The sequence below is a fragment of the Streptomyces sp. NPDC051582 genome, assembly GCF_040681715.1.
GTDB lineage: Bacteria > Actinomycetota > Actinomycetes > Streptomycetales > Streptomycetaceae > Streptomyces.
Window position 1 is genome coordinate 96681 of the sequence record NZ_JBFAZJ010000007.1, and the last position, 24427, is coordinate 121107.

A 24427-nucleotide genomic window follows, 5' to 3' on the forward strand; every position below is an offset into this window, starting at 1 on the left:
TCGGCGGCGGTGGCAGACTGGCCGCTGATCCGCCGAAGGGAAGTACCCCGTTGTCCATGTTCAGCAACCTGCGCCGGGCCGTGCGCCGCGGCTACCGGCGCGCCGTCGACCTCAGCCACCCCGCCCGCTCCCCGCTCGGCAGCGCGGTGGTCAACTGCGTGGTCTACGTGGACGGCGCACGGCAGGACGGCTGCGCCGAGGTGGAGGAGGCGCTGCGACGGGTGCGCAAGGCGGGCGACGGGTTCGTCTGGATCGGCCTGCACGAACCGACCAGGGAGGAACTCGCGGGGCTCGCCGAGCTCTTCGGCCTGCACCCCCTCGCCGTCGAGGACGCGGTGACCGCGCACCAGCGCCCCAAGGTGGAGCGGTTCGACGACATCCTGTTCTCCGTCTTCAAGACGGTGCGCTACGTGGAGCACGAGGAGCTCACCGCGACCAGCGAGGTCGTGGAGACCGGTGAGCTGATGGCGTTCACCGGCGACGACTTCGTCATCACCATCCGGCACGGCGGCCACGGCACGCTGGGCCCGGTCCGCGAGAGCCTGGAAGAGGCCCCCGGCCAACTGGCCAAGGGGCCTGCCTCGGTGCTGCACGCGATCGCCGACCACGTCGTCGACGACTACGTGGCCGTCACGGACGCGGTGCAGAACGACATCGACGCCGTCGAGACCGCGGTGTTCAGCGAGTACGGCGGCCGGGGCGACGCGGGCCGCATCTACCAGCTCAAGCGCGAACTGCTGGAGCTGCGCCGGGCGGTGGCCCCGCTGAGCCGCCCGCTCCAGCACCTGGCCACGCAGCCGATACCGGTGATCCCGGCGGAGGTCCGCGCGTACTTCCGCGACGTGGCCGACCACTTGACCCGGGCCACCGACCAGATCAACGCGTACGACGCGCTGCTCGACTCCATCCTCCAGGCGCACCTCGCGCAGGTGACCGTCGCGCAGAACGAGGACATGCGCAAGATCACCGCGTGGGCGGCCATCGTGGCCGTGCCGACGATGGTCTGCGGGATCTACGGCATGAACTTCGACGACATGCCCGAGCTGCACTGGACGTACGGCTACCCGGTCGTGGTCGGCGTCATGGCCCTCGCCTGCTTCGCCATCCACCGCGGCTTCCGCCGCAACGGCTGGCTCTGAGGCCCTTTTCGAGCCAGGGGCCCGCGCGCCGAACACCGCGATCGGGGCGCGGGGGTCTCCCCTCCGTCCCACGGGTCCGCCCGCTGCGAGAGCCGCAAGCACCGGGCCGTTCTCCGTGGTGTGCCCTCAGTCAAGCAAGCGCGCGGGGAGCGGGGGCACTGGTCCCGGGTACGGAAATCCGGCCACCGCGCGCCCAGCGCGTTGGTCGATGAACCAGCGCTGTCGCACCCTGTCCACCCTGCCGCACACGTGGCGTGCGGGGGTATTGAGCTGTCGCGACCTCTGGTAGTAAAGTTTCCTAACGAAGCCGCCCAAGCCTCAACTCCCTTATGGAGGTCTTGTGTTCGCCCCCCACCGCAAGAGAATCGCCATCAGCGCCCTGCTCGGCAGCGCCCTCCTCGTCGTACCGGTGACCGCTCACGCGACGTCGGCGGCCGCCCCCGCGGCCGCGCCCGCCGCCGCGGTGTCGGTGAAGGCCGTCGGGCTCGACGACCCGGCGAAGAAGGACGTCGCCATGCAGATCGTCTCCAGCGCGGAGAACTCCTCCCTGGACTGGAAGGCGCAGTACAAGTACATAGAGGACATAGACGACGGCCGCGGCTACACGGCCGGGATCATCGGATTCTGTTCCGGCACCGGCGACATGCTCGACCTCATCGAGTACTACACCGACGTCAAGCCGGGCAACGTGCTGGCCAAGTACCTGCCGGCCCTCCGGAAGGTCGACGGCACGGACTCGCACAAGGGGCTCGACCCGAACTTCACCAAGGACTGGGCGAAGGCGGCGCAGGACAGCGAGTTCAAGAAGGCCCAGGACCACGAGCGCGACCGGGTCTACTTCAACCCGGCCGTCGGCCAGGGCAAGTCCGACGGGGTCGGCGCGCTCGGCCAGTTCATGTACTACGACGCCATCGTCATGCACGGGGACGGCGGCGACTCCACCAGCTTCCGCAACATCCGCAAGCGGGCGCTGTCCAAGGCCAAGCCCCCGGCCCAGGGCGGGAACGAGACCACCTGGCTCAACGCCTTCCTCGACGCGCGCGTCTGGGCGATGAAGCAGGAGGAGGCGCACAGCGACACGAGCCGTGTCGACACCGCGCAGCGGGTCTTCCTGAAGAAGGGCAACCTGAACCTCAACACCCCGCTCGACTGGAAGGTCTACGGGGACTCGTTCCACATCGGCTGAACGCGTTGGTGAGTTCACGCGGTCCACGGCGTCCCGTGCCGGCCCCAGGGTCCGGCGCGGGACGCCGCGCGTGCGGGTGCGTGACAGTGGCTGACAGGGTCGCGGTGCCGTAACGATGTGGAGGCGGACGGGCATGCTCCGCCGGACGCAAGGCGGTTCGCGGGGCGGCGGCGAATGACTCGGAAGGCGCTCGCGCATCACGAATCGGTCCCTATCACCCCTGTTTCGTCACCCCGCGTGACCCGGTACGACCAGTGGGTTCCAAGTGGCCGTCGAGGCCGGTGTTTTTGGCCCGTGAACCCTGGAAAAACGGTGATTCCGGCTTGTTGTGAACTGGCTTGACCGCCACATAAGCGGGGCATAAGTTCTGCCTCGGCTTGCTCCAGCAGGACGGGCCGACGAACGTCCTCAGGGGGGACCCATGAACTACTACACCGACGTCCTGAAGAAGTACACCGTGTTCTCCGGCCGCGCCCGCCGCCAGGAGTACTGGATGTTCGCCCTCTTCAACCTGATCGCCCTGATCATCGTCGCCGTCCTCGACAACGTGATCGGCACCTACCCGCTCCTCTACGCGATCTACGCGCTGGCCGTCCTCCTCCCCGGCCTGGCCGTCGGTGTCCGCCGCCTGCACGACACCGGCAAGTCCGGCTGGTGGATGTTCATCGCCCTCGTCCCGCTGATCGGTGGCATCTGGCTCCTCGTCCTCATGGCGACCGAGGGCCAGCCGCAGCCGAACCAGTACGGCCCGAACCCGAAGGCCGTCCACGCCTGAGCAGGCCAGTACGCCTGAGTGCCTGAGCGCCGCCCCGGCTGGAAACAGCCGCCGGGCGGCGCTTTCGCCGTTCCGGGGGCCGCGCGGGAGAGAAGGTGACGCGCGTCTCCCCGGGACTCGGGCAGGGGGCTGTCCGGACCGGTCCGATCACGAGATATCTTGATGTCGAGCAATGTTGCAGACGAGAGACGCAGACTGTGGAGCGGAGCATCCGGTGACTGACTCGACCATCATCTACACGCACACTGACGAGGCCCCGGCCCTCGCGACGTATTCCTTCCTGCCTGTCATCCAGGCCTACGCGTCGACGGCCGGTGTGAATGTCGAGACCCGTGACATCTCCCTGGCCGGTCGGATCATCGCCAGCTTCCCCGAGCACCTGGAGGAGGGCCAGCGGATCGCCGATGCCCTCGCCGAACTCGGCGAGCTCGCGAAGACGCCGGAAGCGAACATCATCAAGCTGCCCAACATCTCGGCCTCGATCCCGCAGCTGAAGGCCGCGGTCGCCGAGCTCCAGGGCCAGGGCTACGCGCTCCCGGACTACCCGGACGACCCGAAGACCGACGAGGAGCGCGAGATCCGCGCCCGCTACGACAAGGTCAAGGGCAGCGCCGTCAACCCGGTCCTGCGCGAGGGCAACTCCGACCGCCGCGCCCCCGCCTCGGTCAAGAACTACGCCAAGGCCCACCCGCACCGCATGGGCGCCTGGACCCCCGAGTCGAAGACGAACGTCGCCACCATGGGTGCGAACGACTTCCGCTCCACCGAGAAGTCCGCGGTCGTCACCGAGGCCGGCACGCTCCGCATCGAGCACGTCGCCGCCGACGGCACCGCCACCGTCCTGCGCGAGTCCGTACCGGTCCTGGCCGGCGAGGTCGTGGACGCGTCCGTCCTGCACGTCGACGCGCTGCGCACCTTCCTGAACGACCAGATCGAGCGCGCCAAGGCCGAGGGCGTCCTGTTCTCCGTGCACCTCAAGGCCACGATGATGAAGGTCTCCGACCCGATCGTCTTCGGTCACGTGGTCCGCGCCTTCTTCCCGAAGACCTTCGCCCGCTACGGAGAGACCCTGGCCGCGGCCGGCCTGTCCCCCAACGACGGTCTCGGCACCATCCTGAACGGCCTGGGCGCGCTGCCCGACGCCGACGCGATCAAGGCCTCCTTCGACGCCGAGATCGCCGAGGGCCCGGCCCTCGCGATGGTCGACTCGGACAAGGGCATCACCAACCTGCACGTCCCGTCCGACGTCATCGTCGACGCCTCCATGCCGGCCATGATCCGCACCTCCGGCCACATGTGGGGCCCGGACGGCAACGAGGCCGACACCCTGGCCGTCCTCCCGGACAGCAGCTACGCGGGCGTCTACCAGGCCGTCATCGACGACTGCCGCGCGCACGGCGCCTTCGACCCGTCCACCATGGGCTCGGTGCCGAACGTCGGCCTCATGGCCCAGAAGGCCGAGGAGTACGGCAGCCACGACAAGACCTTCGAGATCGCCGCCGCGGGCACCGTCCGCCTCGTCGACGCCGAGGGCAACGTCGTCCTGGAGCAGCAGGTCGCCGCGGGCGACATCTTCCGCGCCTGCCAGACCAAGGACGCCCCGATCCAGGACTGGGTCAAGCTCGCCGTCACCCGCGCCCGCGCCACCGGCGTCCCGGCCGTCTTCTGGCTGGACGAGGGCCGCGCGCACGACGCGCAGCTGATCGCCAAGGTCAAGACGTACCTCGCCGACCACGACACCGACGGTCTCACCATCGAGATCCTGTCCCCGGTCAAGGCCACCGCGTACTCCCTGGAGCGCATCCGCCGCGGCGAGGACACCATCTCGGTGACCGGCAACGTGCTGCGCGACTACCTGACCGACCTCTTCCCGATCCTGGAGCTGGGCACCAGCGCCAAGATGCTGTCGGTCGTCCCGCTCATGAACGGCGGCGGCCTCTTCGAGACCGGCGCCGGCGGCTCCGCCCCCAAGCACGTCCAGCAGCTGGTCAAGGAGAACTACCTGCGCTGGGACTCGCTCGGTGAGTTCCTCGCGCTGGCCGTCTCCTTCGAGCACCTCGCGACCACCACCGGCAACGCCCGCGCCCAGGTGCTGGCCGACACCCTGGACCGCGCGACCGGCACCTTCCTCAACGAGGACAAGTCGCCGAGCCGCAAGCTGGGCGGCATCGACAACCGCGGCAGCCACTTCTACCTCGCCCTGTACTGGGCGCAGGAGCTGTCGCGCCAGACCGACGACCCGAAGCTGGCCGCGGCGTTCGACCCGCTCGCCAAGACGCTGGCCGAGTCCGAGGAGAAGATCGTCGGCGAGCTCATCGCCGTCCAGGGCTCCCCGGCCGAGATCGGCGGGTACTACCAGCCCGACGCCGCGAAGGCCTCGGCGGTCATGCGGCCGTCCGCGACCTTCAACCAGGCGATCGCGTCCCTCGCGTAAGGTCCGCTCGTTTTGAGCGATTCCGCCCCGGTCGGCAGCCGCCGACCGGGGCGGACCCGTACGCGGCCGCCGCCCCGCACCGGAAACCCGCTTGCGGGGCGGCGGGGCCGACGGCTAGGAAGTCCTGGTGATCCAGGGAACTCTGGCCGGGCTGCGCGCCCGGCACGCCGATGACGTGGCCGTGCTCCACGCCGGGTTGTACGAGGACGTGGCGACACGCTCGCGCGCCGAAGCCGGGCCGTGGCGTCCGATATCCCCGAGTACCGGCCACTCGCCGTACGAGCCCTGCGCCCCCTCCGAGACCACCTCGTTCTTCTCGGTGGTCGAAACCGCCACCGGAGCGCTCGCGGGCGACGCCGCGCTCTGGGGCATCGACCTCCACAACCGCGGCGGCCACCTCGGGATCTCCCTGCTCCCCGGCTCCCGCGGCCGGGGCCTGGGCGCGGAGGTCGTGCAGCTGCTGTGCCACTACGGCTTCACGGTGCGCGGGCTGCACCGGCTCCAGTTGGAGACGCTCGCCGACAACGCCGCCATGATCGGCGCCGCGACCCGCGCGGGCTTCACCCTGGAGGGCACCTTGCGGCGCTCGGCCTGGGTCGCGGGGGCCTTCGTCGACGAGGTGATCCTCGGGCTGCCGGTGGAGGAGTGGAAGCGGGGGCCCGAACCGCGCCGGTGAGTGCCGGGGGCCCCGGCACGCTCAGAGCCGGTGGACGCGCTCCCCCTCGAAGGCCAGCGGGGACCGCCCCGAGGCCAGGATGCGCAGCCCCGGGGCCGCCGTCAGCAGGCGACGCAGCCAGGCCAGCGCCTCCGGCGCGAGGTGCTCGGTGCCGTCGAGGACCAGGAGCATGTCCCGCTCCGCGAGCCAGGAGACGGCGTCCGCCGTCCAGTACGGCAGGAACGGCATGCCCGGCACGCAGCCCAGGGCGGTCGTCAGCTCGCGCACGCCGAAGGGCCCGCCGATCGCGACGACGGCCGCGCCATCGCAGAAATTGGACGAGAGCCGCTCGGCGATCTCCCGCACCAGCAGGCTCCGCGGCTGCCGGAACCGCCCCGTGACCGTCAGCACCCGCCCCCGCCGTACGACGGTCAGCAGCCGGGACAGCTCGTCGGACGTCGCCGGCAGCGTGCCGGTCCGGCCTGAATCCCTCATCGGCACGATGCCCCCCATTGCATGCGTGTCCCATGCGCGGCCAAGGGTTCATTCGAGCCGCGTAGCGATGATTATGCGCCAGTTCTGCCGGATGGCCAGGGGAATGTCGGATTCCGGATAAGTTGTACACCCACCGCACTTTTGTCCATTCAGCCAGGTGGGGGATGCCCGGCGGGCGCACCCGGTCCTCCTGTGGTCGGATTCCGCTCATGGGCCACGACCACGGAGCTCCCTCGGCGGCCGCCGGGACCGTCAGCGGGACGTTCCGCGCCCGCCTCCTCTGGACCATCGGCATCAGCGCCGCGATCACCCTGCTCCAGGTCTTCGGCTCCGTGCTCTCCGGCAGCCTCGCCCTGCTCGCCGACGCCGCGCACAGCCTCACCGACGCCGTCGGGGTCTCCCTCGCGCTCGGCGCGGTCACCCTCGCCCAGCGCGCCCCGACCCCGCGCCGCACCTTCGGCTTCTACCGGGTCGAGATCTTCTCCGCCGTCCTGAACGCGCTGCTCCTCCTCGCGATCTTCGTCTGGGTCCTGTACACCGCCATCCGCCGCTTCAGCGAACCCGTCGAGGTCAAGGGCGGGCTGATGTTCGGCGTCGCCGTACTGGGCCTGGCCGCCAACGGCGTCGGCCTGTGGCTGCTGCGCGACGCCAAGGAGCACAGCCTCAACCTGCGCGGCGCCTACCTCGAAGTGCTCGGTGACGCCCTCGGCTCCGTCGCCGTCATCATCGGCGGCCTGGTCATCCTGATCACCGGCTGGGAGGCCGCCGACCCCATCGCCTCCATCGTCATCGGCCTGCTCATCGTCCCGCGCGCGTACGGACTGCTGCGCGAGGCCACCCACGTCCTGCTGGAGGCCACCCCGCAGGACATGGACCTGGCCGACGTACGAAGGCACCTCCTGGAGGAGCCCGGCGTGCTGGCCGTGCACGATCTGCACGCCTGGACGGTCACCTCCGGCATGCCCGTCCTCACCGCGCACGTCGTGGTCGCCGCCGAGACCCTGCGCGGCGAGGAGCCCGGGAAGCTGCTCGCCCGGCTCCAGGCCTGCGTCGGCGGGCACTTCGACGTGGCCCACTCCACCCTCCAGCTGGAACCGGAGGGCCACGTCGAGGACGAGCGGGCCCTGCACGCCTGACGGTTGTACGGGAGCCGCCGATCGGCTGTACTGCTCTGCAGCCCCGTAACCGGGGCGCGTGCAGGGGAGGGCACCCACGATGAGTTCACACCGCCGCCGCCGTCCGGGCTTGCGGGGCCGGCCGCTGCCGACCCTGCTCGCCGCGGCCTTCCTGCTCGCCGGCGTGTGCGTCGCCGCCGGCATCGCCTGGAACCCGTTCACGGCCGACGCCCGCCAAGGCGCCTTGTCCGCCCCCGTGATCGGCACGCCCTGGGCCGCCGGGCCCGGCACGGGCGAGGGGACCACGGCACCCGGCGCCACCGGCCAGTCCCCGACCGCGCCCGGCCCGAGTCCCGACGGCACGGGCCGGGGCCCGGGCGACCCGGGCGCCGGGGACGCGGGAGGCGGGCGGCCCGCCGGCGCCCTGCCGTTCGACCTGCCCGGCCCGGCCGCCCTGCGCACCGGCGAGGCCGGCAGGAAGCTGGTGTTCGCCCACTACTTCACCCCGTACCCCCTCTCGCTGGACAACGCGAGCGCCGACGCCGACTACTACACCCGCAACTACCTGAACCCGGCGGGGGAGAACGGCAAGCACGAGCGCTACGGCGGCCTGCTGCGCGACCGGCCGCTGCCGGTCCTGCCCAAGTCCGGAAACTGGCAACGCGCCAACCTGGAGCAGGAGGTGCGCACCGCCCGCGCCGCCGGCCTGGACGGGTTCACGCTCGACATGCTCTCCCTGTCCGGGCCGAACCGGGACCGCGCCCAGCTCCTGATGGAAGCCGCCCACGCCGTCGACCCCGCCTTCAAGATCATGCTGATGCCGGACATGACCTCCCTGAACACGGACGACCCCGGCGTGCTCGCCGACGCCGTCGCGGCCCTGGGCAAGGCCCCCGCCGCGCACCGCCTCGGCGACGGCCGGCTCGTCGTCTCCCCGTTCAAGGCCGAGGCGAAGAGCGTCGCCTGGTGGACGCAGGTCCTCGACCTCCTCAGGACCCGGCACGGCATCCGCACCGCCTTCGTCCCGACGTTCCTCGACTACGGCGCCAACAGCGCTGGGTTCGCGCCGATCAGCCACGGCTTCTCCGAATGGGGCAGCCGCAGTTACGTCGGCCAGGAGAGCGCCACCCGCGACGCACAGCGGGCCCACGGCATGGGCAAGATCTGGATGCAGCCCGTGTCGGTCCAGGACGCCCGCCCCAACCAGGGCGTCTACGACGAGGCGGGCAACACCGCCACCCTGCGTTCCACGTGGACGCACGCCATCGACGACGACGCCGACTGGGTTCAGCTCACCACCTGGAACGACTACTCGGAGGGCAGCCAGTTCGCGCCCTCGCTGCACAACGGGTACGCCTACCTGGACCTCTCCTCGTACTACCTGACCAAGTTCAAGACGGGCAGCTGGCCCAAGATCGTCCGCGACACGCTGTACGTATCGGCCCGGACGCAATTCGCCTCCGCGGACCCGGCCGGAGCCCAGTCGTTGGTGATGTCCCTGCGCAAGGGCAGCGCCGCGCCCCGCGACACGGTCGAGGTGCTCAGCTTCCTGACGGCCCCGGCCGCGGTCCGTACGGTGGTCGGCGCGGACCGGGACACGCACGAGGCCCCGGCCGGCATCCACTCCGAACTGCTCCCGCTGCGCCCGGGCACCAGCTCGGCGGCGGTGGTGCGGGACGGGAAGGCCGGTGCGGAGGTGAAGCTGCCCTACGCGGCGGACCGCACGGTGCAGGTCCAGGACCTGCAGTACTACGCCGTCACGAGCGGGCGGGACTAGGGGGTGTCCTTCGGATCGGGGCGGGCCCGGTAGGCCCCTGCCGTCACCATGTGCGCGTCTTCGCGCCTGCCGTTACCGTCGAAGAGGTGTGTTCCATCCACCTGCACGGCACAGGAACGAGCGCACATGGTGAAACACGGAGTCAACGCGGCTGCCACGGCCGCTCTGGTCTGCCTCGCGGCATTCGGCGGGGCACCGGGCGCCGCCGCGTCACCCGACACCCGGTCCTCCGCGCCCGGCCCGACCGCGGCGCCCCGGTTCGTACCCGGACCCTGCCCCAAGACGCGGGAGCCGGTCGAGGCGCTGGACACGGCGCGGTGCGGGTTCCTGGAGGTCCCCGAGAACCGCTCCCGCCCCGGCGGCCGTACCATCATGCTGGCCGTGGCGAGGATCGCGGCCGCCGCGGAGAAACCCGCCGCGGAACCCGTGGTCTTCATGGCCGGCGGTCCCGGGGCCGACACGTTCGACGACATTCCCTTCCTCGTCGACTCCGGCCTGAACAAGGACCGCGAGCTGATAGTCATGGCCCAGCGCGGCAACCTCCACGACCGGCCGAACCTCGCCTGTCCGGAGGTCGACCGGTTCAACGCGCAGTCCGTGGGCCTCGGTTACGACGCGCGGCAGGCCCAACAGCTCATGCTGAAGGCGGTGACGGACTGCCGGGCCCGTCTCGTGGCCGACGGCGTCGACCTGAACGCCTACAACACCACCGAGAACGCCGCCGACTTCGCCGATCTGCGCACGGCGCTGCACATCCCCCGGTGGAACGTCTACGGCTACTCCTACGGCACCAACCTGGCCCTGACGTACCTGCGCCTGCACCCGGAGGGGATCCGCGCGGTGGCGATCGACTCGGTCGCCCCCTCCCAGTTCGTGACCCTGCCCTGGACCTGGGGCAGCACCGCCGAGGGCATCCGCAACATCTTCGCGGCGTGCGCGGCGCAGCCCGCCTGCAAGGACCGCTACCCGGACCTCCCCGGCACGCTGACGGAGCAGGTGCGCAAGCTGGAGGCGCACCCGCTGACGCTGAACGTCAAGCCGCCGGACGGCGGGAAGCCGGTCAAGACCGTCCTCGACGGGGGCGCCCTGCTGAACCTGATCGTCGCCTTCACCCCCCGGCCCAAGGACCTCCCGGCGGCGCTGGACGAACTCAGCCGCGGGAACCCGGAGCGCTTCGCCCAGGCCCGCGCGGCCGGCTCGGTCCAGAAGACCGGCGAGTTCGCGCACGGCCTGACGAACTCGGTCGCGTGCGCCGAGTGGGCTCCGGGCCACTCGGAATCCGACGTGCTGGAGGCGGGCCGGAAGGTCTACCCCGAGTGGCCGGACACGGTCTTGGCCCAGGCCCCGCAGCTGCCGTTCCAGTACCCGGTGTGCGGGATCTGGAACGTCGCGGACCGCGCCAAGATCCAGCGCGTGGCCACGGTCAGCCCGGTACCCGCCCTCGTCGTCTCCGGCACGTTCGACGTGAAGACCGGGGCGAGCTGGGCCAAGGGCGTGGCCCGCAACCTGTCCGGCTCGACCTCCGTGCTGGTCCCGGGAATCGGCCATTGGGTGGTCCCGCAGTCGCCGTGCGCGCAGCGCGTGCTGGCGTCGTTCTTCGCACGCCCGACCGCTCCCGACACCTCCTGCGTGGACGATCTCGCCCCCGAGCCGTTCACGATCATCCCGAAATGACCGGGAGGGTACATGACTCTGCCTCACGCGCCCCTGCACCGGGCGCCCCGCAGCCGTCGCACCGTACGGCGGGCCCGGGCCGCGTCGGCCGGCATGGTGACCGGTCTCCTCGTCACCGGACTGCTCGCGGGGCCCGCTCAGGCGCAGTCCCGCACCGACGCCACTACCGGCCCCGGCGCGCCGGTCGGCACGGTCGCACGGACGGTGGGCGACGCCCGCTACGAACCGGGCTCCTGCCCCAGGACGCCCGAGCCGATCCCCGAACTCAAGGGGGCGCGCTGCGGAACGCTCACCGTGCCCGAGAACCGCGCGAAACCGACCGGCAAGACGATCGAGCTCGGTGTCGCGATCGTGCCCGCCGCCAGCGACAAGCCGAAACCCGACCCCATCGTGTGGCTCGCCGGCGGACCCGGCGACGACGCCGTGGGGGAGGCGAAGATGGCGATCGACGGCGGCCTGAACCGCGACCGCGACGTCGTCCTCATGTCCCAGCGCGGCACGTACTCGGCCCGGCCGAACGTCCTGTGCCCGGGCATCGACGAGTTCAACGCACGCGCCGTCGGCCTCGTCTCCGACGCCCCCGCCACCGAACGCCTGCACGTCGAAGCCACCAAGGCCTGCCGCGACGAGCTCGCGGCCCGCGGAATCGACCTCGCCGCCTACAACGACACCGAGAGCGCCGCCGACTACGAGGACCTGCGCGCCGCCCTGGGCGTCAAGCAGTGGAACCTGTACGGCATCTCCTACGGCACCCACCTGGCGCTCGTCTACATGCGCCTGCACCCCGAAGGACTGCGCTCGGTGGGCATCGACGGCATCCTGCCCCCGTCCAAGTCCGGTTCGGCCGCGACCTGGAGCAGCGCCCGGCAGGGCTTCGACGGCCTCTTCAAGGCCTGCGCGGACCAGCCGGCGTGCAAGAAGCGCTACCCGAACCTGTCGGCCACCTTCGACAAGCTCGTGCGCGACCTCGAAGCCAAACCGGTCACCACCACCGTCACGCTCCCCGGCAGCGACAAGCCGGTGAAGGTCGTACTGGACGGCGGGGCCCTCGTGAACTGGATGACCTCCGCCACCCACGTGGCGCCCCAAGTGCCCCTCGCCCTCGACGAACTGGCGCACGGCAAGCCCCAGCGCATCGCGCAGCAGTACGCCGGCGGCAAGCTCAGCCCGGCAGCGATGGGCCGGGTCGCGCACGGTCTCGTCTACGGCGTCTTCTGCAGCGAATGGATCCCGTACGAGGGCCAGGCCGAAGCGCTGGAGGGCGGGCGGGCGGCCTTCCCGTCCTTCCCCCGCCCCGTACAGGCGCAGGCCCCGCAGCTGACCTTCCTCCGTCCCGACTGCGACGTCTGGAACGTCCCCGCCGCGCCGCGCTCGATCCGGGACGTCACGAGCGGCGACATCCCCACCCTCGCCCTGTCCGGCGGCTTCGACGCCCAGACCGGCGCGGACAACGGACCGTACGTCGCGCGGACGCTGGGCAAGGCCAAGGTCGTCACGGTCCCCTACGAGCCGCACGTGGTGTTCGCCACCTCGAAGTGCGCCCAGGAGATCGCCGTCTCGTTCTTCGACGATCCGGCCGCCCCCGGGACCGCATGCCTGAAGACCCTCAAGGCACCGCAGTTCGAGATCGGGCAGCCCTGACCGCGGCGGGCGGCGAACCCGGTCCGGCCGGTCCGGCCGGTCCGGCCGGTTCGCCCGGGGGCGTACTGGGCGTGCGCGGTACGGCACGCGATGATGCGGGGGACAGCCGCGCCGCACCCCGGAGGCCCCGTGAACCAGCCGAAGCCGATACGCCCCGCAGGGCCGCCCGCCGAGTTCCCCGGCGGGCGCGCCCTGTTCCGGCTCGATCCCGCCGTCTCCCACCTCAACCACGGGTCGTTCGGCGCGGTGCCGGTCCCCGTGCAGGAGGCCCAGGCCGCCCTGCGCGAGGAGGCGCACGCCGATCCCGACGCCTTCTTCATCGCCGCGCCCGAACGGATCGCCGCGGCGCGCGCCCGGGTGGCCCGCCACCTCGGCGCCGACCCCGACGGCATCGCCTTCATCGCCAACGCCACCGAGGGCGCCAATCTCGCCCTCGACGCCGTCCCGTTCGCCGACGGCGACGAGATCCTGGTCACCGACCACGGCTACGGCACGGTCGTGGCGGCCGCCGCCCGCCGCGCCCCGATCACCACCGTCGCCCTCGACCCGCACCTGCCCGACGAGGACGCCGTACGCGAGACCGTGCTGGCCGGGCTGACGCCCCGGACCAGGGCCGTGGTGCTCGACCACATCAGCTCGCCCACCGCCCGGCTCATCGCCTCGCCCCGGCTGCTGGCCGAGCTCGCCGCCCGCGGGATCACCACCCTCGTCGACGGGGCGCACGCCCCCGGCATGATCGAGGACCCGCTCGCCGGAGCCGCCGACTTCTGGTTCGGCAACCTGCACAAATGGGGGTACGCCCCCTCCGGCAGCGCCGTCCTCGCCGTCGCCCCGGCACACCGCGACCGGGTCCGGGCGCTGGTCCCCTCCTGGGAGGACGCGCACGGTTTCCCCCGCTCCGTCGAGAACCGGGCCACCGCCGACTACACCGGCTGGCTCGCCGCCCCCGAGGGCCTGGACCTCCTCGAACGGCTCGACGCCGCGAAGGTCCGGGCCCACAACGCCGCCCTCGCCGCCCACGGCGCGGCCCTGCTCGCCGAGATCCCGGGGCTCAGCCCGCTCCCGTACACCGAGGGGCTCGCCATGCGCGCCCTGCGGCTGCCGCCCGGCACCGCCGTGACCCAGCAGGAGGCGAGCGCCCTGCGCGAGCGGATCGCGGCCGAGCTGGGCATCCGGGTGCTCGTCTGGGGCTGGCCGGGCGGCGGTGGCATCCGGATCTGCGGGCAGATCTACAACCGTCCCGAGGAGTACGAACGCCTCGCCGCCGCGCTCCCGGCCCACCTCTAGGCAGCCGCCGGGGAGCCCTCAGCCACGCCGGAGCAGGTACGTGTCCATGATCCAGCCCTTGCGGGCGCGGGCCTCCGTACGGAGCTCCTCGATCCGGCCGGCGACCTCCGCGAGCTTCCCCGAGACCAGGATCTCGTCCGGGGTGCCCACATAGGCCCCCCAGTAGATGAAGAGGTCCTGGTCGAGGTGGGCCGTGAAGGCGTGCCGCGCGTCCAGCATCACCACCACGTCGTCCACGTCCTGCGGCCAGCCCTCGGCGAGGCGCCGTCCGGTGGTGATCTGGACGGGCCGGCCGACCCGGTTCAGATTGGTCCGGTGCCGGGCCAGCAGCGCGGAGACGCTGCTGATGCCGGGCACGACCTCGTGCTCGAAGGCCACCCGGCCCCGCTCCAGCACCTCGTCGAGGATGGCGAGGGTGGAGTCGTACAGCGAGGGGTCGCCCCACACCAGGAAGGCGCCGGTCTCGCCGTCCGCCAGGTCCTCGGCGACGAACCGCTCGAAGATCTCGGCCCGCGCGCTGCGCCAGCCGTCCACGGTCGGGGCGTACTGGTCCGGGGTCCGGTCGCGGTCCGGGTCGCGGCCCTCCACCAGCCGGTGGCCGGGGCGGGCGTGCGCGTCGAGCATCGCGCGCCGCAGCCCGGTCAGATCCGCCTTCTCCTCCCCCTTCTCCAGGATGAGGAATGCGTCCGCCGCGCCGATCGCCTTGACCGCCTGGAGGGTCAGGTGGTCCGGGTCGCCCGCGCCTATGCCGATCACTGAGAACTTCTTCACGCCGCTATTCTGCCCGTCATGCGTGCCGCCCTGTTCGTCACCTGCGTCAACGACGCGCTGTACCCGCGCACCGGCATCGCCGTCGTACGCCTGCTGGAGCGGCTCGGCGTCGGCGTGGACTTCCCGGCGGCCCAGACCTGCTGCGGCCAGCCGCAGTACAACACCGGCTACCGGCGCGAGAGCGAGCCGCTGCTGCGGCGCACCGCCGAGGCCTTCGCCGGGTACCCGTACGTGGTCACCCCCTCGGGTTCCTGCGCCGCGATGGTCCGTACCCACTACCCGCGCATCGGCCGCCAGGCGGAGCGGGAGGGGCGCGGCCCCGGGCTGTCGGCGCTGGCCGAGGAGCTCGTACCGCGCGTCTTCGAACTGACCGAGTTCCTGGTGGACGTGCTCGGCGTGACCGACGTGGGCGCGTACTTCCCGCACACCGTCACCTACCACCCCTCCTGTCACGGCCTGCGGGGCCTGGGACTGGGGGAGCGCCCGCGGCGGCTGCTCTCCGCCGTCAGGGGGCTGGACCTCGTCGAACTGCCCGGCGCCGAGGAGTGCTGCGGTTTCGGCGGCACCTTCGCGGTGAAGAACCCGGACGTGTCCGCGGCCATGGGCGCCGACAAGACCGCCGGCGCGGTGGGGACGGGCGCGGACGTGCTGTGCGGGGCCGACAACTCCTGCCTGGCCCACCTCGACGGGATCCTGCGCCGCCGGGGAGAGCCGATGCGAACCCTGCACCTCGCCGAGATCCTGGCCTCGACGGAGGAGGAACCGCTGACGTGAGCGGCACGTTCGTGGGCATGCCCGCCTTTCCGGACGCGGCCCGGGAAGCCGTGGGGGATCCGGTGCTGCGCGCCAACCTCCGGCACGCCACCCACACCATCCGCGACAAACGGGCCCGGGCCGTCGCCGAGCTGGCGGACTGGGAGCAGCTGCGCGCGGCCGGCAAGGCCGTCAAGGACCACACCCTGCGCCACCTCGACCGCTACCTCGTCCAGCTGGAGGAGGCGGTCACGGCCGCGGGCGGCACCGTCCACTGGGCGGCCGACGCCGACGAGGCCAACCGGATCGTGACCGGGCTGGTGCTGGCGACCGGCCACCGGGAGGTGGTCAAGGTCAAGTCCATGGCGACCCAGGAGATCGGCCTCAACGAGGCCCTCGAAGCGGCCGGGATCGCCGCGTACGAGACCGACCTGGCCGAGCTCATCGTCCAGCTCGGCCACGACCGTCCCTCGCACATCCTCGTCCCGGCCATCCACCGCAACCGGGCCGAGATCCGGGAGATCTTCGCCGCCGAGATGGGCCGCTGGGGCCGCCCCGCCCCCGAAGGCCTCGGCGACGACCCGCGCGAGCTCGCCGAGGCCGCCCGGCTCCACCTGCGTGAGAAGTTCCTGCGCGCCAAGGTCGGGATCTCCGGCGCCAACTTCATGGTCGCCGAGACGGGCACCATGGTCGTCTTCGAGTCCGAGGGCAACGGCCGGATGTGCCTGACCCTGCCGGAGACCTTGATCTCGGTCGTCGGCATCGAGAAGGTGGTGCCGTCCTTCCGGGACCTGGAGATCTTCCTCCAGACGCTGCCGCGCTCGTCCACCGCCGAGCGGATGAACCCGTACACGACGATGTGGACCGGGCCGGGTCCGTCGCGAGGGGCGGACTGCGACGGACCCTCCGTCTTCCACCTCGTCCTCCTCGACAACGGCCGCACCGACACCCTGGCCGACGAGGTGGGACGCCAGGCCCTGCGCTGCATCCGCTGCTCCGCCTGCCTGAACGTCTGCCCGGTGTACGAGCGCGCCGGCGGCCACGCGTACGGCTCGGTCTACCCCGGGCCGATCGGCGCCGTCCTCAGCCCCCAACTGCGGGGCACCGGCAGCGCGATCGACGCCTCGCTGCCGTACGCGTCCACCCTGTGCGGAGCCTGCTACGAGGTCTGCCCGGTCGCCATCGACATCCCGGAGATCCTGGTCCACCTGCGCGAACGGGTGGTCCAAGGCGGCCCGGTGACCCGCGAGGGCATCCGCGTACGGATCCGCCCGGCGCGGGGCCACGCCGCCGAACGGGCCGCGATGCGGGCCGCCCGGCTGCTCCTGGACCGCCCGGGCGCGCTGCGCGCCGGGGAGCGGCTGCTGGCCCGGGCCAGGCGGCTGCGGCCGCGCCGGCTGCCGGGGCCGGGGCGGGCGTGGACGGACAGCCGGGAGCTGCCGGAGCTCCCGGCGGAGTCGTTCCGCACCTGGTGGGCGCGGGAGCGGGGGGAGCGGGCATGAGCAGCAGGGACCGCATCCTGGGCCGGATCCGCCGGGCGGTGGCCGACGCAGGCCCCGACCCCGTCGTCCCCCGGGACTACCTGCGGGTCCACGGCTCCCGTACCCCGGCCGAGACGGCGGACCTCCTGGCGGCCCACCTCGCGGAGTACCGCGCGCGGGTCCACCGTACGGACGGCGACGGGATCGCCCCGCTCCTCGCCCGGCTGCTGGCCGAGCGCGGAGCCCGTACGGTCCTCGTGCCGTCCGGCCTGCCCCCGTACTGGCTCGCGGCGGCGCAGGCCAGCCGTGTCGACGACACGCCGGGGTCGACCCCGTACGAACTGGACGCGGTGGACAGCGTGGTGACCGGTTGCGCCCTGGCGATCGCCGAGACCGGCACGATCGTCCTCGACGGCGGCCCCGGGCAGGGCCGGCGCCGCGTCACGCTCATCCCGGACCACCACGTCTGCGTGGTCCGGGTCCCCGAGCAGGTGGTGGAATCGGTCCCGCAGGCCCTGCCCCTGCTGGACCCGACGAGGCCGCTGACCTGGATCTCCGGCCCCTCCGCCACCAGCGACATCGAGCTCGACCGGGTGGAGGGCGTGCACGGCCCGCGCACCCTGGAGGTGATCCTGCTGACCGGACCAGCACAATGAGTGCCATGCCCGCATACATCGCGCTCACCGCCCTCGTCGTCCGCGACTACGACGAGGCCATCGACTTCTACACCCGCGCCCTCGGCTTCACCCTCGTCGAGGACACCGCGCGCCCCGACGGCTCCCGCTGGGTCGTGGTCCGCCCGGACGGCGCCACCGAGGCGGCCCTGCTGCTGGCGCTCGCCAAGGACGAGGCCCAGCGCTCCCGGGTCGGGGACCAGACGGGCGGCCGGGTGGGCTTCTTCCTCTACACCGACGACTTCGCCCGGGACCACACCCGGATGACGGCGGAGGGCGTCCGCTTCCTGGAGGAGCCGCGCCACGAGGCCTACGGCTCGGTGGCGGTCTTCGAGGACCTCTACGGCAACCGCTGGGACCTCCTGGAGCCCGCGTAGGTCCCGGCCGGGCCTCGGCCCGGCTCCCGGCCGGCTCGCGGCCGGTCCGCGGCACCGGCCCGCCCGGGGTCAGAGGGGGTCCGGCAGCTCCGGCCGCTCCGGCCGCTCCCGCGGGGCGGCGAGCCGCGGCGACTCGGCGGCCGCGTCGACCGCCGCGCCGGCCTCCACCCGCCCGGCCAACTCCCGGGCCCAGCGGACCAGCCCCGGTACGTCGATCCCGTACGCGCCCCCGCCACCGGCGCCTTCCCCCGTGCCCGGCCCGGCCAGGGCGGTCGCCCCGCGGCGCAGCAGGCGGGCCCCGCCGACGGCGTTCCCGCGCGCGGCGTGCGTGAGCCCGACCGCCAGCTGTGCGAGGGCCCGCCACAGCGCGGCCTCGGCCTCGGGCCCGGACTTCCAGGCGTCCTCGAACACCTCGTGCGCGTGGAACGGCATCCCGGCGTCCAGCAGTCGCTGCGCCTCGGCCACCGTCTCGGCGGGCGTCCGTACGATCCCTTCGGGCTGCCGCTCCACCCCCGGCTCCCCGTACGGCAGCGGCCGCCCCAGCCCGTCCCGCGGGCGCGCGCTGCGCGCCCGCCCCTCACCGTCCCGATCCCGTGCGTTCACCCCGCCATCCTGCCCGCGGCCGGAAACCCGTGCATGCGCACCCCTCTACGTGGGGTAATGTTCTGCATGTGCCGCCGGGACGGGGGAAACCCCAGCTCAACGGCACAACGGGACGTGGCGCAGCTTGGTAGCGCACTTGACTGGGGGTCAAGGGGTCGCAGGTTCAAATCCTGTCGTCCCGACCATGCATTCAGCAGGTCGGAGGTCGTTTCCACCGAATGGTGGGGACGGCCTTTTTTGTTGGTGATCATCGGGCGGCCGCAAGCCGGGGCAGGGGGCGGCGGCATCCGGCCCGGCCGTCGGTGCCGCCACGTACGGCGAGACCTCGATGGCCACGGTGTCGCATCCCGGACGGGTGACGACGCGGCGAGCCGCGGTGCCGGACCCCGTTCGCGTGATCCGGCCTCGGCGAAAAGACACCTCTTAGAACTCCTAACGAAATGATCTCCAAGGTGGTTGGATCACTCCGGGACTGACGATCCGGGGGTTGGAGTGGCTCGGCCGAAGCCGTGGGAAGTCGACCACGAGCTGTGGGCGGTGATCGATCGGCCGCTACCGAAGGTGGAGCGTCGTCCCCGGCACCCCGGGCGAAAGCGGCATCCGGACCGGTTGGTGTTCCAGGGCATCCTGTTCGTCCCCCGGCGCCGCCCGGACGTGGTGCTGGGCGACCGCGGCTACGACCACGACAAGTACCGTCGCCCCGTCCGGGATCTCGGCGTGAAGCCGCTGATCGCCCGCCGGGGCACCGAGCACGGCTCGGGCCTGGGCACGCAACGCTGGGCCGTGGAACGAGCATTCGCCCACCTGCACTGGTTCCGCCGCCTGCGGATCCGCCGGGAGATCCGCGACGACATCCACGAAGCCTTCCTCGCCCTCGGATGCGTACTGATCTGCTGGCGCCGCCTGAACTCCCGATAGGAGTTCAAGACAGGCACGGCCAACGTTTATGGCCCGGTGGCCGACCTCAGGTCGGCTTGCGCCACACGGAGACGTGCTTCGCGGAGTCCTGGGTGAATGGGGACCCGTCCCAGTCCGCAACGCGACGTTCCAGTTCGAGCCCGGCGATCCGCGCCATCAGGTCGAGCTCGGCCGGCCAGGCGTACCGGTGCCGGGAGTTTTCGCGGCGGTAGTGGCCGTCGTCGCCGTCGCGGGTGAAGTGGTGCGAGACGAGCATCTGCTCGACCAGGTCGAAGGTGTCGAAGCCGAGATGCTGCTGAGAGACGTCGAACGGCACCGCGACCTGGCCGGGCGGCAGGAGCCGCAGCGGCGGCACGCCCAGCTCGATGACGAACCGACCGCCGGGCTCCAGATGCCGTGCGGCGTTGCGGAAGCACTCGACCTGCTCGTCCTGAGTGAGCAGGTTCGTGATGGTGTTGTAGACGAGATAGACCAGGGTGAACCCGCCGGGAACGACCGTGGTGGCCATGTCCCCGATGACTACCGGGAGCGTGTCCTCGTCGATCTTGCGCCGCAGCACCGCTGCCATGTGCTCGGACAGTTCGATGCCCACCACCGGCACGCCGCGTTCCCGGAGCGGGACTCCCACCCGTCCGGTTCCGATGGCGAGCTCCAGCGCCCGGCCGTCTCCGGCGAGCTCGGCCAGGAAGGCGAGGGTCGGTCCGAGAACGGCAGCCGAAGACGCCTCGGCCTCCTCGGCGTCGTAGCGGTCGGCGGTCGCGCGGGTCCACAGTTCACTGCTCGTCATGGGTGGCCACTGTGCCGGGCGCCGAGGGGCGCTGTCGACGCATTTACGTTCTCCGCGGCGCAGCGTGCACCGCCCACAACTCGTCGTCGCCTTGCAAGGGCTTCGGCCGAACCGCCCCGCACCCCGGATCATCAATCCCGAAGTGATCCAACCACCTTGGAGATCATTTCGTTAGGAGTTCTTAGAGCCAGCCCCGTTGGGCGGCCTTGAGACCGGCTTCGAAACGGCTGGCGGCGCCGAGACGTTCCATGATCGAGGACATGTGGCGACTGACGGTGCGTGAAGAGATGCCGAGGCGTTGACCGGCGGCGTCGTCGGTGAGCCCGCCGGCCAGCAGGCGCAGGAGTTGGCGTTCGGTGTCGGTCAGGCCGGTCGCGGGGTCGTCGGACCGCAGGGCGCCGAGCGGGACGGCGGTGGCCCAGGCCTGGTCGAAGAGATCGAGGAGGGCGGTGACGAGGCCGGGCTCCGTGACGTGCAGGGCGCCCTTGCGGGTGTCGGCGGGGTCGATGGGGACCAGTGCGTGGGCACGGTCGAAGATGACCAGGCGCTGGGGGAGGACGGGGGCCGTGCGTACCTCGCCGCCGCGGCTGAGGAGCCAGTGGGCGTGGGCGGTGGTGTGCGGGTCGTTGCGGGTGGTGTCCTGATAGAGGGTCTTCATGACGACGCCGCGCGCCAACGGCTCCTCGTCGGCGGCCCGTGCTGCCGCGAGGTCCTCGGGACGGTGGCTGGCGCCGGGGTGGACGCCCAGGCACTCCTGCTCCATACCGTGGGCCAGTTGCTCGATGCGACGCTGGATGGCGTCCATCCCCAGGAGGCGTTCGCCGTGCGTGGCGCGGGAGCCCGAGCGCTCGGCGACCAGGCGTGAGACCGCTGCCCGGGAGGCGGCCAGCTGGGCCTGACGGGCGGCCAGGTCCGCCTCCTGGCGGGCGAGCATGTCCGCCAGGCTGACTTCGGGGGAGACGGCGCGCATGCGGCCGGGGTGGTCGGCAGAGGCCCGCACCAGCATCAGGCGGGCGAGTTCGTCGAGGCAGTCGTGGACCTGTGCGGGGGAGGCCCCGCACAGCTCGGCCAACTGCGCGACGCCGTGGTCGCCATGGTCGAGCATGGCCTGGTAGACCCTGCTTCCGAGCGCACTAAGGCCCAGTGCTTCCAACATCGTGTTCCCCCCCGGGTTTCGCGTCCGAACCGTTCACGGTCCGCACGCGCACCGCATCGTCGCACTTTGGACACGAACCCTTCAAGATCTTCAAGATTCGGCAGTGGGTTCAGGTCGAACGGCCGGCTCGTGGACACGGTGTCGCTCCGTGTGCATCGAGGTGGCCGACTTGTGACCGCAGTTGACCTGTCCATGACAAGCCGTCCGGATGGCGCCAGGCGAGTTGACGACAGCCGCTGGTTCTTCCCGGGACGTCGGTCCTCCGGCGAAGCTGTTCATCGCCGGAAGGGAACACCCCGCCGGCCACGAGAAGGCACCGGAACGAGCGTCGACCGCGGGACGCGAAAACCGGCTCCGAGCCACCGTCACCCCTTTAACGAAGGACCGAACGCCATGCCCCGCATTCGTCTCCGTATGGCCACCGCGGTCGCCGCCCTCGCCGCCGGAGTCATCGCCCTGCTGCCCGTCGCGGCCGGCGGAGCCCACGGCGGCGCCACCACCGCGACGGCGACCGGCGTCACCACCCTCCCTGCCGACAACGCTCAATGGGGATAGGCGCGAGATGGACTGTGTCTACACCAGCCTGCGGCGCCGCCCCGAGGCGCCGCCGACGCGGGAGGGCGAGGTAGCCGAGGTCCTCGGCATCCTGTGGGCGCACACCACCCCGGAGGACGGCCTGGAGCACATCTCCGGTTCGGTCGAGAGCGAACGGGTCGATCTCCTGCTGTTCTTTCTGTCGCCGGATCCGCCCGCGCCCGCGCCCGCGCCCGCGGCCCGCGGCCCGCTGCACCGGGCCGCCGCACTGCTCGTCCGTGGCCACCAGAGGTCCCCCGCGCTCCAGCGGCGCTACCTGCCGCCCGCGGGGGCACCGGGTCCGCATGCCGGCGGCCCGCGACACGCCAAGCCCTGATCCGGTCGCCACCCCGCCTCACCGAACCCCGCCGCCGACAGATCCGGTGGCACGGCTCCGGTGCGCCCTCCGCTGCCCGGAAGCCGGGCCGCCGTGCTCCTCGCCCCGCCCGCCGCGTCCGTCGCGCGCCGGCCGGCCAGGACTTCACCCATGCTTCACGCTTCTAGGAGTCAGTTCGCAATGCCAGCCATCAAGTTCTCCATACGAGGTTCCCGCCGGGCGGCAGCGGTGACGGCCGGCGCCGTCCTCAGCGCCGGTGCACTGGGTCTGGCGATGCTGGGCGGTGGCACGCACACGCCGGACGCGGACCAGGTCAAGGCGGCCACCACGGTGACGGCGCCGGCCGCCGGCACGTCGGCGGCGCCCACGACGCAGCCGACGCCAACGGCGAGCGCGCCGGCCGGGGCGCCGAGCGCGGCCGGGGCGCCGACCGCGACCGGGGCGCCGGTGAAGCGCGCCGGGGGGAACTCCGGCGCCACACCGGGCAACCCCGTCGCGGCGCCCACACTCGATGCCGCGACCAGCGCCAAGGTTCCGTCCGACCTCGCCGCCGTCACCGCCCAGTCGTGGACCGCGCAGACCCCGGGTCCGGTGCGCCAGATCGCCGGGCACGACATCGAGCTGAACGAGTGCGCGAGCGTGCGCGGCGCCGCGACCTGGCAGCAGCAGCCGTACCTGAGCAGCGGTGGCAACCCCGCAGTGCTGGAGATCTACACCTTCGGCACCGATGCAGCGGCCGGCGCCGCGTACGAGGGGGTCCGCTCCGGCATGGGCTCCTGCCAGGCCACGTCCAGGGCTCTGCAGAGCGCGAAGCACCTCAAGGCCGACGCCGTCTCACGCCAGAGCGCCACCGTCACGGGCGCGGCGGCGTTCGAACGTGTCTGGACCGGGGTCAAGGGCATCTCGGCCGACGGCAAGCAGACCAACCACCTCTACCTCGCGGCGCACGGCACTCGGGTTCTGGTCCTGCACTTCGACGAACTGGCCGAGGGATCTCCTGCGGCCGCTCCGTACGACACGCAGCAGGACCCGCACGTGCTGTCGCTGCTCACGAACTTGCTGGCCAGCCAGGCCGGCACCCGCTGATCCTCTGAAACACGCCGACCACCGAAGGAAAGCAATGTCTTCAACACCCAAGAAGCGTGGCGTCGCCGCCTTCGCGGCCGCATCGATGCTCGGCGCGATGGCCGCGCTGATACCCGCCGGTGACGCGTTCGCCGGGACCGTACCCATCGGGCCCGCCACCTCGACCGGAAGCCTCGGTCCGGCCACGCCCGGAGGCGCGGTCACCCAGCAGCAGATCATCGCCCGGGCGCACGACTGGATCGACAACGCCGTTCCGTACAGCCAGTCGCTGGCTTGGAAGGACAGCGTGGTCGGCGGCCCCTACCGTGCGGACTGCTCCGGCTTCATCTCCATGGCGTGGGGCCTGAAGGGGGACAGCCTGGTCACGCAGTCCCTCCCGAGCGTTTCGAACGTCACCGCAACGAACGTCATCGGCTATACCGGCCTGCAGCCGGGTGACGCACTGGACTACACCGCCGAACACGTCGTGCTGTTCGACTCCTGGCGGGACAAGTCCGCCGGGACGTTCTACTACGACGCCGAACACCGCCCGGGCACCGTGGCCAACCAGACGCAGGGCAGCGTCTACGCGAGCACGCTCGACGGCCACGCGATCACCAACTACGAGGCCCTGCGCTACAAGAACGTCGTCGCGGCCTCGGCTGGGACGTCGCCGGTGTCGATGGATGCTGGTGCGACGCATGTGGCGTTTGTGGATGGCAATGGGAGTGTTGCGAACGACTGGGTGAGCAAT

Annotated in this window: 22 protein-coding genes, 1 tRNA gene and 2 pseudogenes; 20 read left to right on the forward strand and 5 right to left on the reverse strand. The window is 72.0% G+C overall.

What is annotated here, in order from left to right; all coding sequences use genetic code 11:
* The first annotated feature begins 56 nt into the window (after positions 1-56).
* The 5 genes from corA to AB0M92_RS12110 all read left to right on the forward strand — a co-directional run bounded on the left by corA (position 57) and on the right by AB0M92_RS12110 (position 6210).
* Positions 57-1139 (forward strand): magnesium/cobalt transporter CorA, encoded by a 1083-nt coding sequence (gene corA, locus AB0M92_RS12090; RefSeq protein WP_366102014.1) that lies wholly within the window; start codon positions 57-59, stop codon positions 1137-1139.
* A gap of 340 nt (positions 1140-1479) precedes the next feature.
* A complete protein-coding gene (locus AB0M92_RS12095) occupies positions 1480-2325 on the forward strand; it encodes a chitosanase (RefSeq protein ID WP_366102015.1) in 846 nt (281 codons plus the stop codon).
* Between the two features lie 421 nt (positions 2326-2746).
* Complete coding sequence (locus AB0M92_RS12100; protein WP_366102016.1) at positions 2747-3100, forward strand: DUF805 domain-containing protein; 354 nt, start codon at positions 2747-2749, stop codon at positions 3098-3100.
* A gap of 214 nt (positions 3101-3314) precedes the next feature.
* Positions 3315-5534 carry an NADP-dependent isocitrate dehydrogenase gene (locus AB0M92_RS12105; RefSeq protein ID WP_366102017.1) on the forward strand — a complete coding sequence of 740 codons (2220 nt, stop codon included), beginning with the start codon at positions 3315-3317 and terminating at the stop codon, positions 5532-5534.
* 127 nt (positions 5535-5661) lie between these two features.
* Positions 5662-6210, forward strand: coding sequence for a GNAT family protein (locus AB0M92_RS12110; RefSeq protein ID WP_366102018.1), 549 nt, complete (start codon positions 5662-5664; stop codon positions 6208-6210).
* 21 nt (positions 6211-6231) lie between these two features.
* Here the strand turns inward: AB0M92_RS12110 and AB0M92_RS12115 are convergent, their stop codons facing one another.
* On the reverse strand, positions 6232-6684 hold the full coding sequence (locus tag AB0M92_RS12115) for a hypothetical protein (RefSeq protein WP_366102019.1): 453 nt from the start codon (positions 6682-6684) through the stop codon (positions 6232-6234).
* A gap of 209 nt (positions 6685-6893) precedes the next feature.
* Between AB0M92_RS12115 and AB0M92_RS12120 the strand changes: the two genes are divergently transcribed.
* From AB0M92_RS12120 to AB0M92_RS12140, 5 genes are all read left to right on the forward strand, one after another.
* Positions 6894-7820, forward strand: coding sequence for a cation diffusion facilitator family transporter (locus tag AB0M92_RS12120; protein WP_366102020.1), 927 nt, complete (start codon positions 6894-6896; stop codon positions 7818-7820).
* A 79-nt stretch (positions 7821-7899) separates the two neighbouring features.
* Positions 7900-9576 carry a glycoside hydrolase family 71 protein gene (locus AB0M92_RS12125; protein WP_366102021.1) on the forward strand — a complete coding sequence of 559 codons (1677 nt, stop codon included), beginning with the start codon at positions 7900-7902 and terminating at the stop codon, positions 9574-9576.
* 126 nt (positions 9577-9702) lie between these two features.
* Complete coding sequence (locus AB0M92_RS12130; protein WP_366102022.1) at positions 9703-11250, forward strand: alpha/beta fold hydrolase; 1548 nt, start codon at positions 9703-9705, stop codon at positions 11248-11250.
* Positions 11251-11262: 12 nt separating this feature from the next.
* Positions 11263-12891: an alpha/beta fold hydrolase gene (locus tag AB0M92_RS12135; protein ID WP_366102023.1), complete on the forward strand. Its 1629-nt coding sequence runs from the start codon at positions 11263-11265 to the stop codon at positions 12889-12891.
* A gap of 129 nt (positions 12892-13020) precedes the next feature.
* The gene (locus tag AB0M92_RS12140; protein WP_366102024.1) at positions 13021-14178 is read left to right on the forward strand and encodes an aminotransferase class V-fold PLP-dependent enzyme; all 1158 of its coding nucleotides are present in this window, start codon (positions 13021-13023) and stop codon (positions 14176-14178) included.
* A gap of 18 nt (positions 14179-14196) precedes the next feature.
* Here the strand turns inward: AB0M92_RS12140 and cobF are convergent, their stop codons facing one another.
* Entirely contained in the window at positions 14197-14949 is a 753-nt protein-coding gene (gene cobF / locus AB0M92_RS12145; protein ID WP_366102025.1) for a precorrin-6A synthase (deacetylating), read from the reverse strand.
* A gap of 18 nt (positions 14950-14967) precedes the next feature.
* On the opposite strand from cobF, the gene AB0M92_RS12150 reads away from it, so the two are divergent.
* From AB0M92_RS12150 to AB0M92_RS12165, 4 genes are read left to right on the forward strand one after another with little or no spacing between them, the layout of a single operon-like run.
* On the forward strand, positions 14968-15723 hold the full coding sequence (locus tag AB0M92_RS12150; RefSeq protein WP_366102026.1) for a (Fe-S)-binding protein: 756 nt from the start codon (positions 14968-14970) through the stop codon (positions 15721-15723).
* Positions 15720-17204 (forward strand): lactate utilization protein B, encoded by a 1485-nt coding sequence (locus AB0M92_RS12155; protein WP_366102027.1) that lies wholly within the window; start codon positions 15720-15722, stop codon positions 17202-17204. Before AB0M92_RS12150 ends, AB0M92_RS12155 begins: the two co-directional genes overlap by 4 nt.
* Complete coding sequence (locus tag AB0M92_RS12160) at positions 17201-17839, forward strand: LUD domain-containing protein (protein WP_366102028.1); 639 nt, start codon at positions 17201-17203, stop codon at positions 17837-17839. Before AB0M92_RS12155 ends, AB0M92_RS12160 begins: the two co-directional genes overlap by 4 nt.
* Positions 17840-17844: 5 nt before the next feature.
* A complete protein-coding gene (locus tag AB0M92_RS12165; protein WP_266998222.1) occupies positions 17845-18234 on the forward strand; it encodes a VOC family protein in 390 nt (129 codons plus the stop codon).
* A gap of 69 nt (positions 18235-18303) precedes the next feature.
* Here AB0M92_RS12165 and AB0M92_RS12170 read toward each other — a convergent pair whose 3' ends face one another.
* A complete protein-coding gene (locus AB0M92_RS12170; RefSeq protein WP_366102029.1) occupies positions 18304-18837 on the reverse strand; it encodes a DUF309 domain-containing protein in 534 nt (177 codons plus the stop codon).
* Positions 18838-18945: 108 nt separating this feature from the next.
* Here AB0M92_RS12170 and AB0M92_RS12175 point away from each other — a divergent pair.
* Positions 18946-19022, forward strand: a tRNA-Pro gene (locus tag AB0M92_RS12175).
* Between the two features lie 451 nt (positions 19023-19473).
* Positions 19474-19755: pseudogene (locus tag AB0M92_RS12180) on the forward strand (transposase); the annotation flags it as partial.
* A 46-nt stretch (positions 19756-19801) separates the two neighbouring features.
* Here AB0M92_RS12180 and AB0M92_RS12185 read toward each other — a convergent pair.
* Together AB0M92_RS12185 and AB0M92_RS12190 are read right to left on the reverse strand one after the other, a co-directional pair.
* Entirely contained in the window at positions 19802-20542 is a 741-nt protein-coding gene (locus tag AB0M92_RS12185; RefSeq protein WP_366102030.1) for a class I SAM-dependent methyltransferase, read from the reverse strand.
* A 181-nt stretch (positions 20543-20723) separates the two neighbouring features.
* On the reverse strand, positions 20724-21698 hold the full coding sequence (locus AB0M92_RS12190) for a LuxR C-terminal-related transcriptional regulator (RefSeq protein WP_366102031.1): 975 nt from the start codon (positions 21696-21698) through the stop codon (positions 20724-20726).
* Between the two features lie 393 nt (positions 21699-22091).
* Between AB0M92_RS12190 and AB0M92_RS12195 the strand changes: the two genes are divergently transcribed.
* The 4 genes and pseudogenes from AB0M92_RS12195 to AB0M92_RS12210 form a co-directional block, all read left to right on the forward strand.
* The gene (locus tag AB0M92_RS12195; protein ID WP_366102032.1) at positions 22092-22253 is read left to right on the forward strand and encodes a hypothetical protein; all 162 of its coding nucleotides are present in this window, start codon (positions 22092-22094) and stop codon (positions 22251-22253) included.
* A 7-nt stretch (positions 22254-22260) separates the two neighbouring features.
* Positions 22261-22608 (forward strand): hypothetical protein, encoded by a 348-nt coding sequence (locus tag AB0M92_RS12200; protein WP_366102033.1) that lies wholly within the window; start codon positions 22261-22263, stop codon positions 22606-22608.
* A gap of 180 nt (positions 22609-22788) precedes the next feature.
* Positions 22789-23694, forward strand: coding sequence for a hypothetical protein (locus tag AB0M92_RS12205; RefSeq protein ID WP_366102034.1), 906 nt, complete (start codon positions 22789-22791; stop codon positions 23692-23694).
* Positions 23695-23728: 34 nt separating this feature from the next.
* Positions 23729-24427: pseudogene (locus AB0M92_RS12210) on the forward strand (hypothetical protein); the annotation flags it as partial.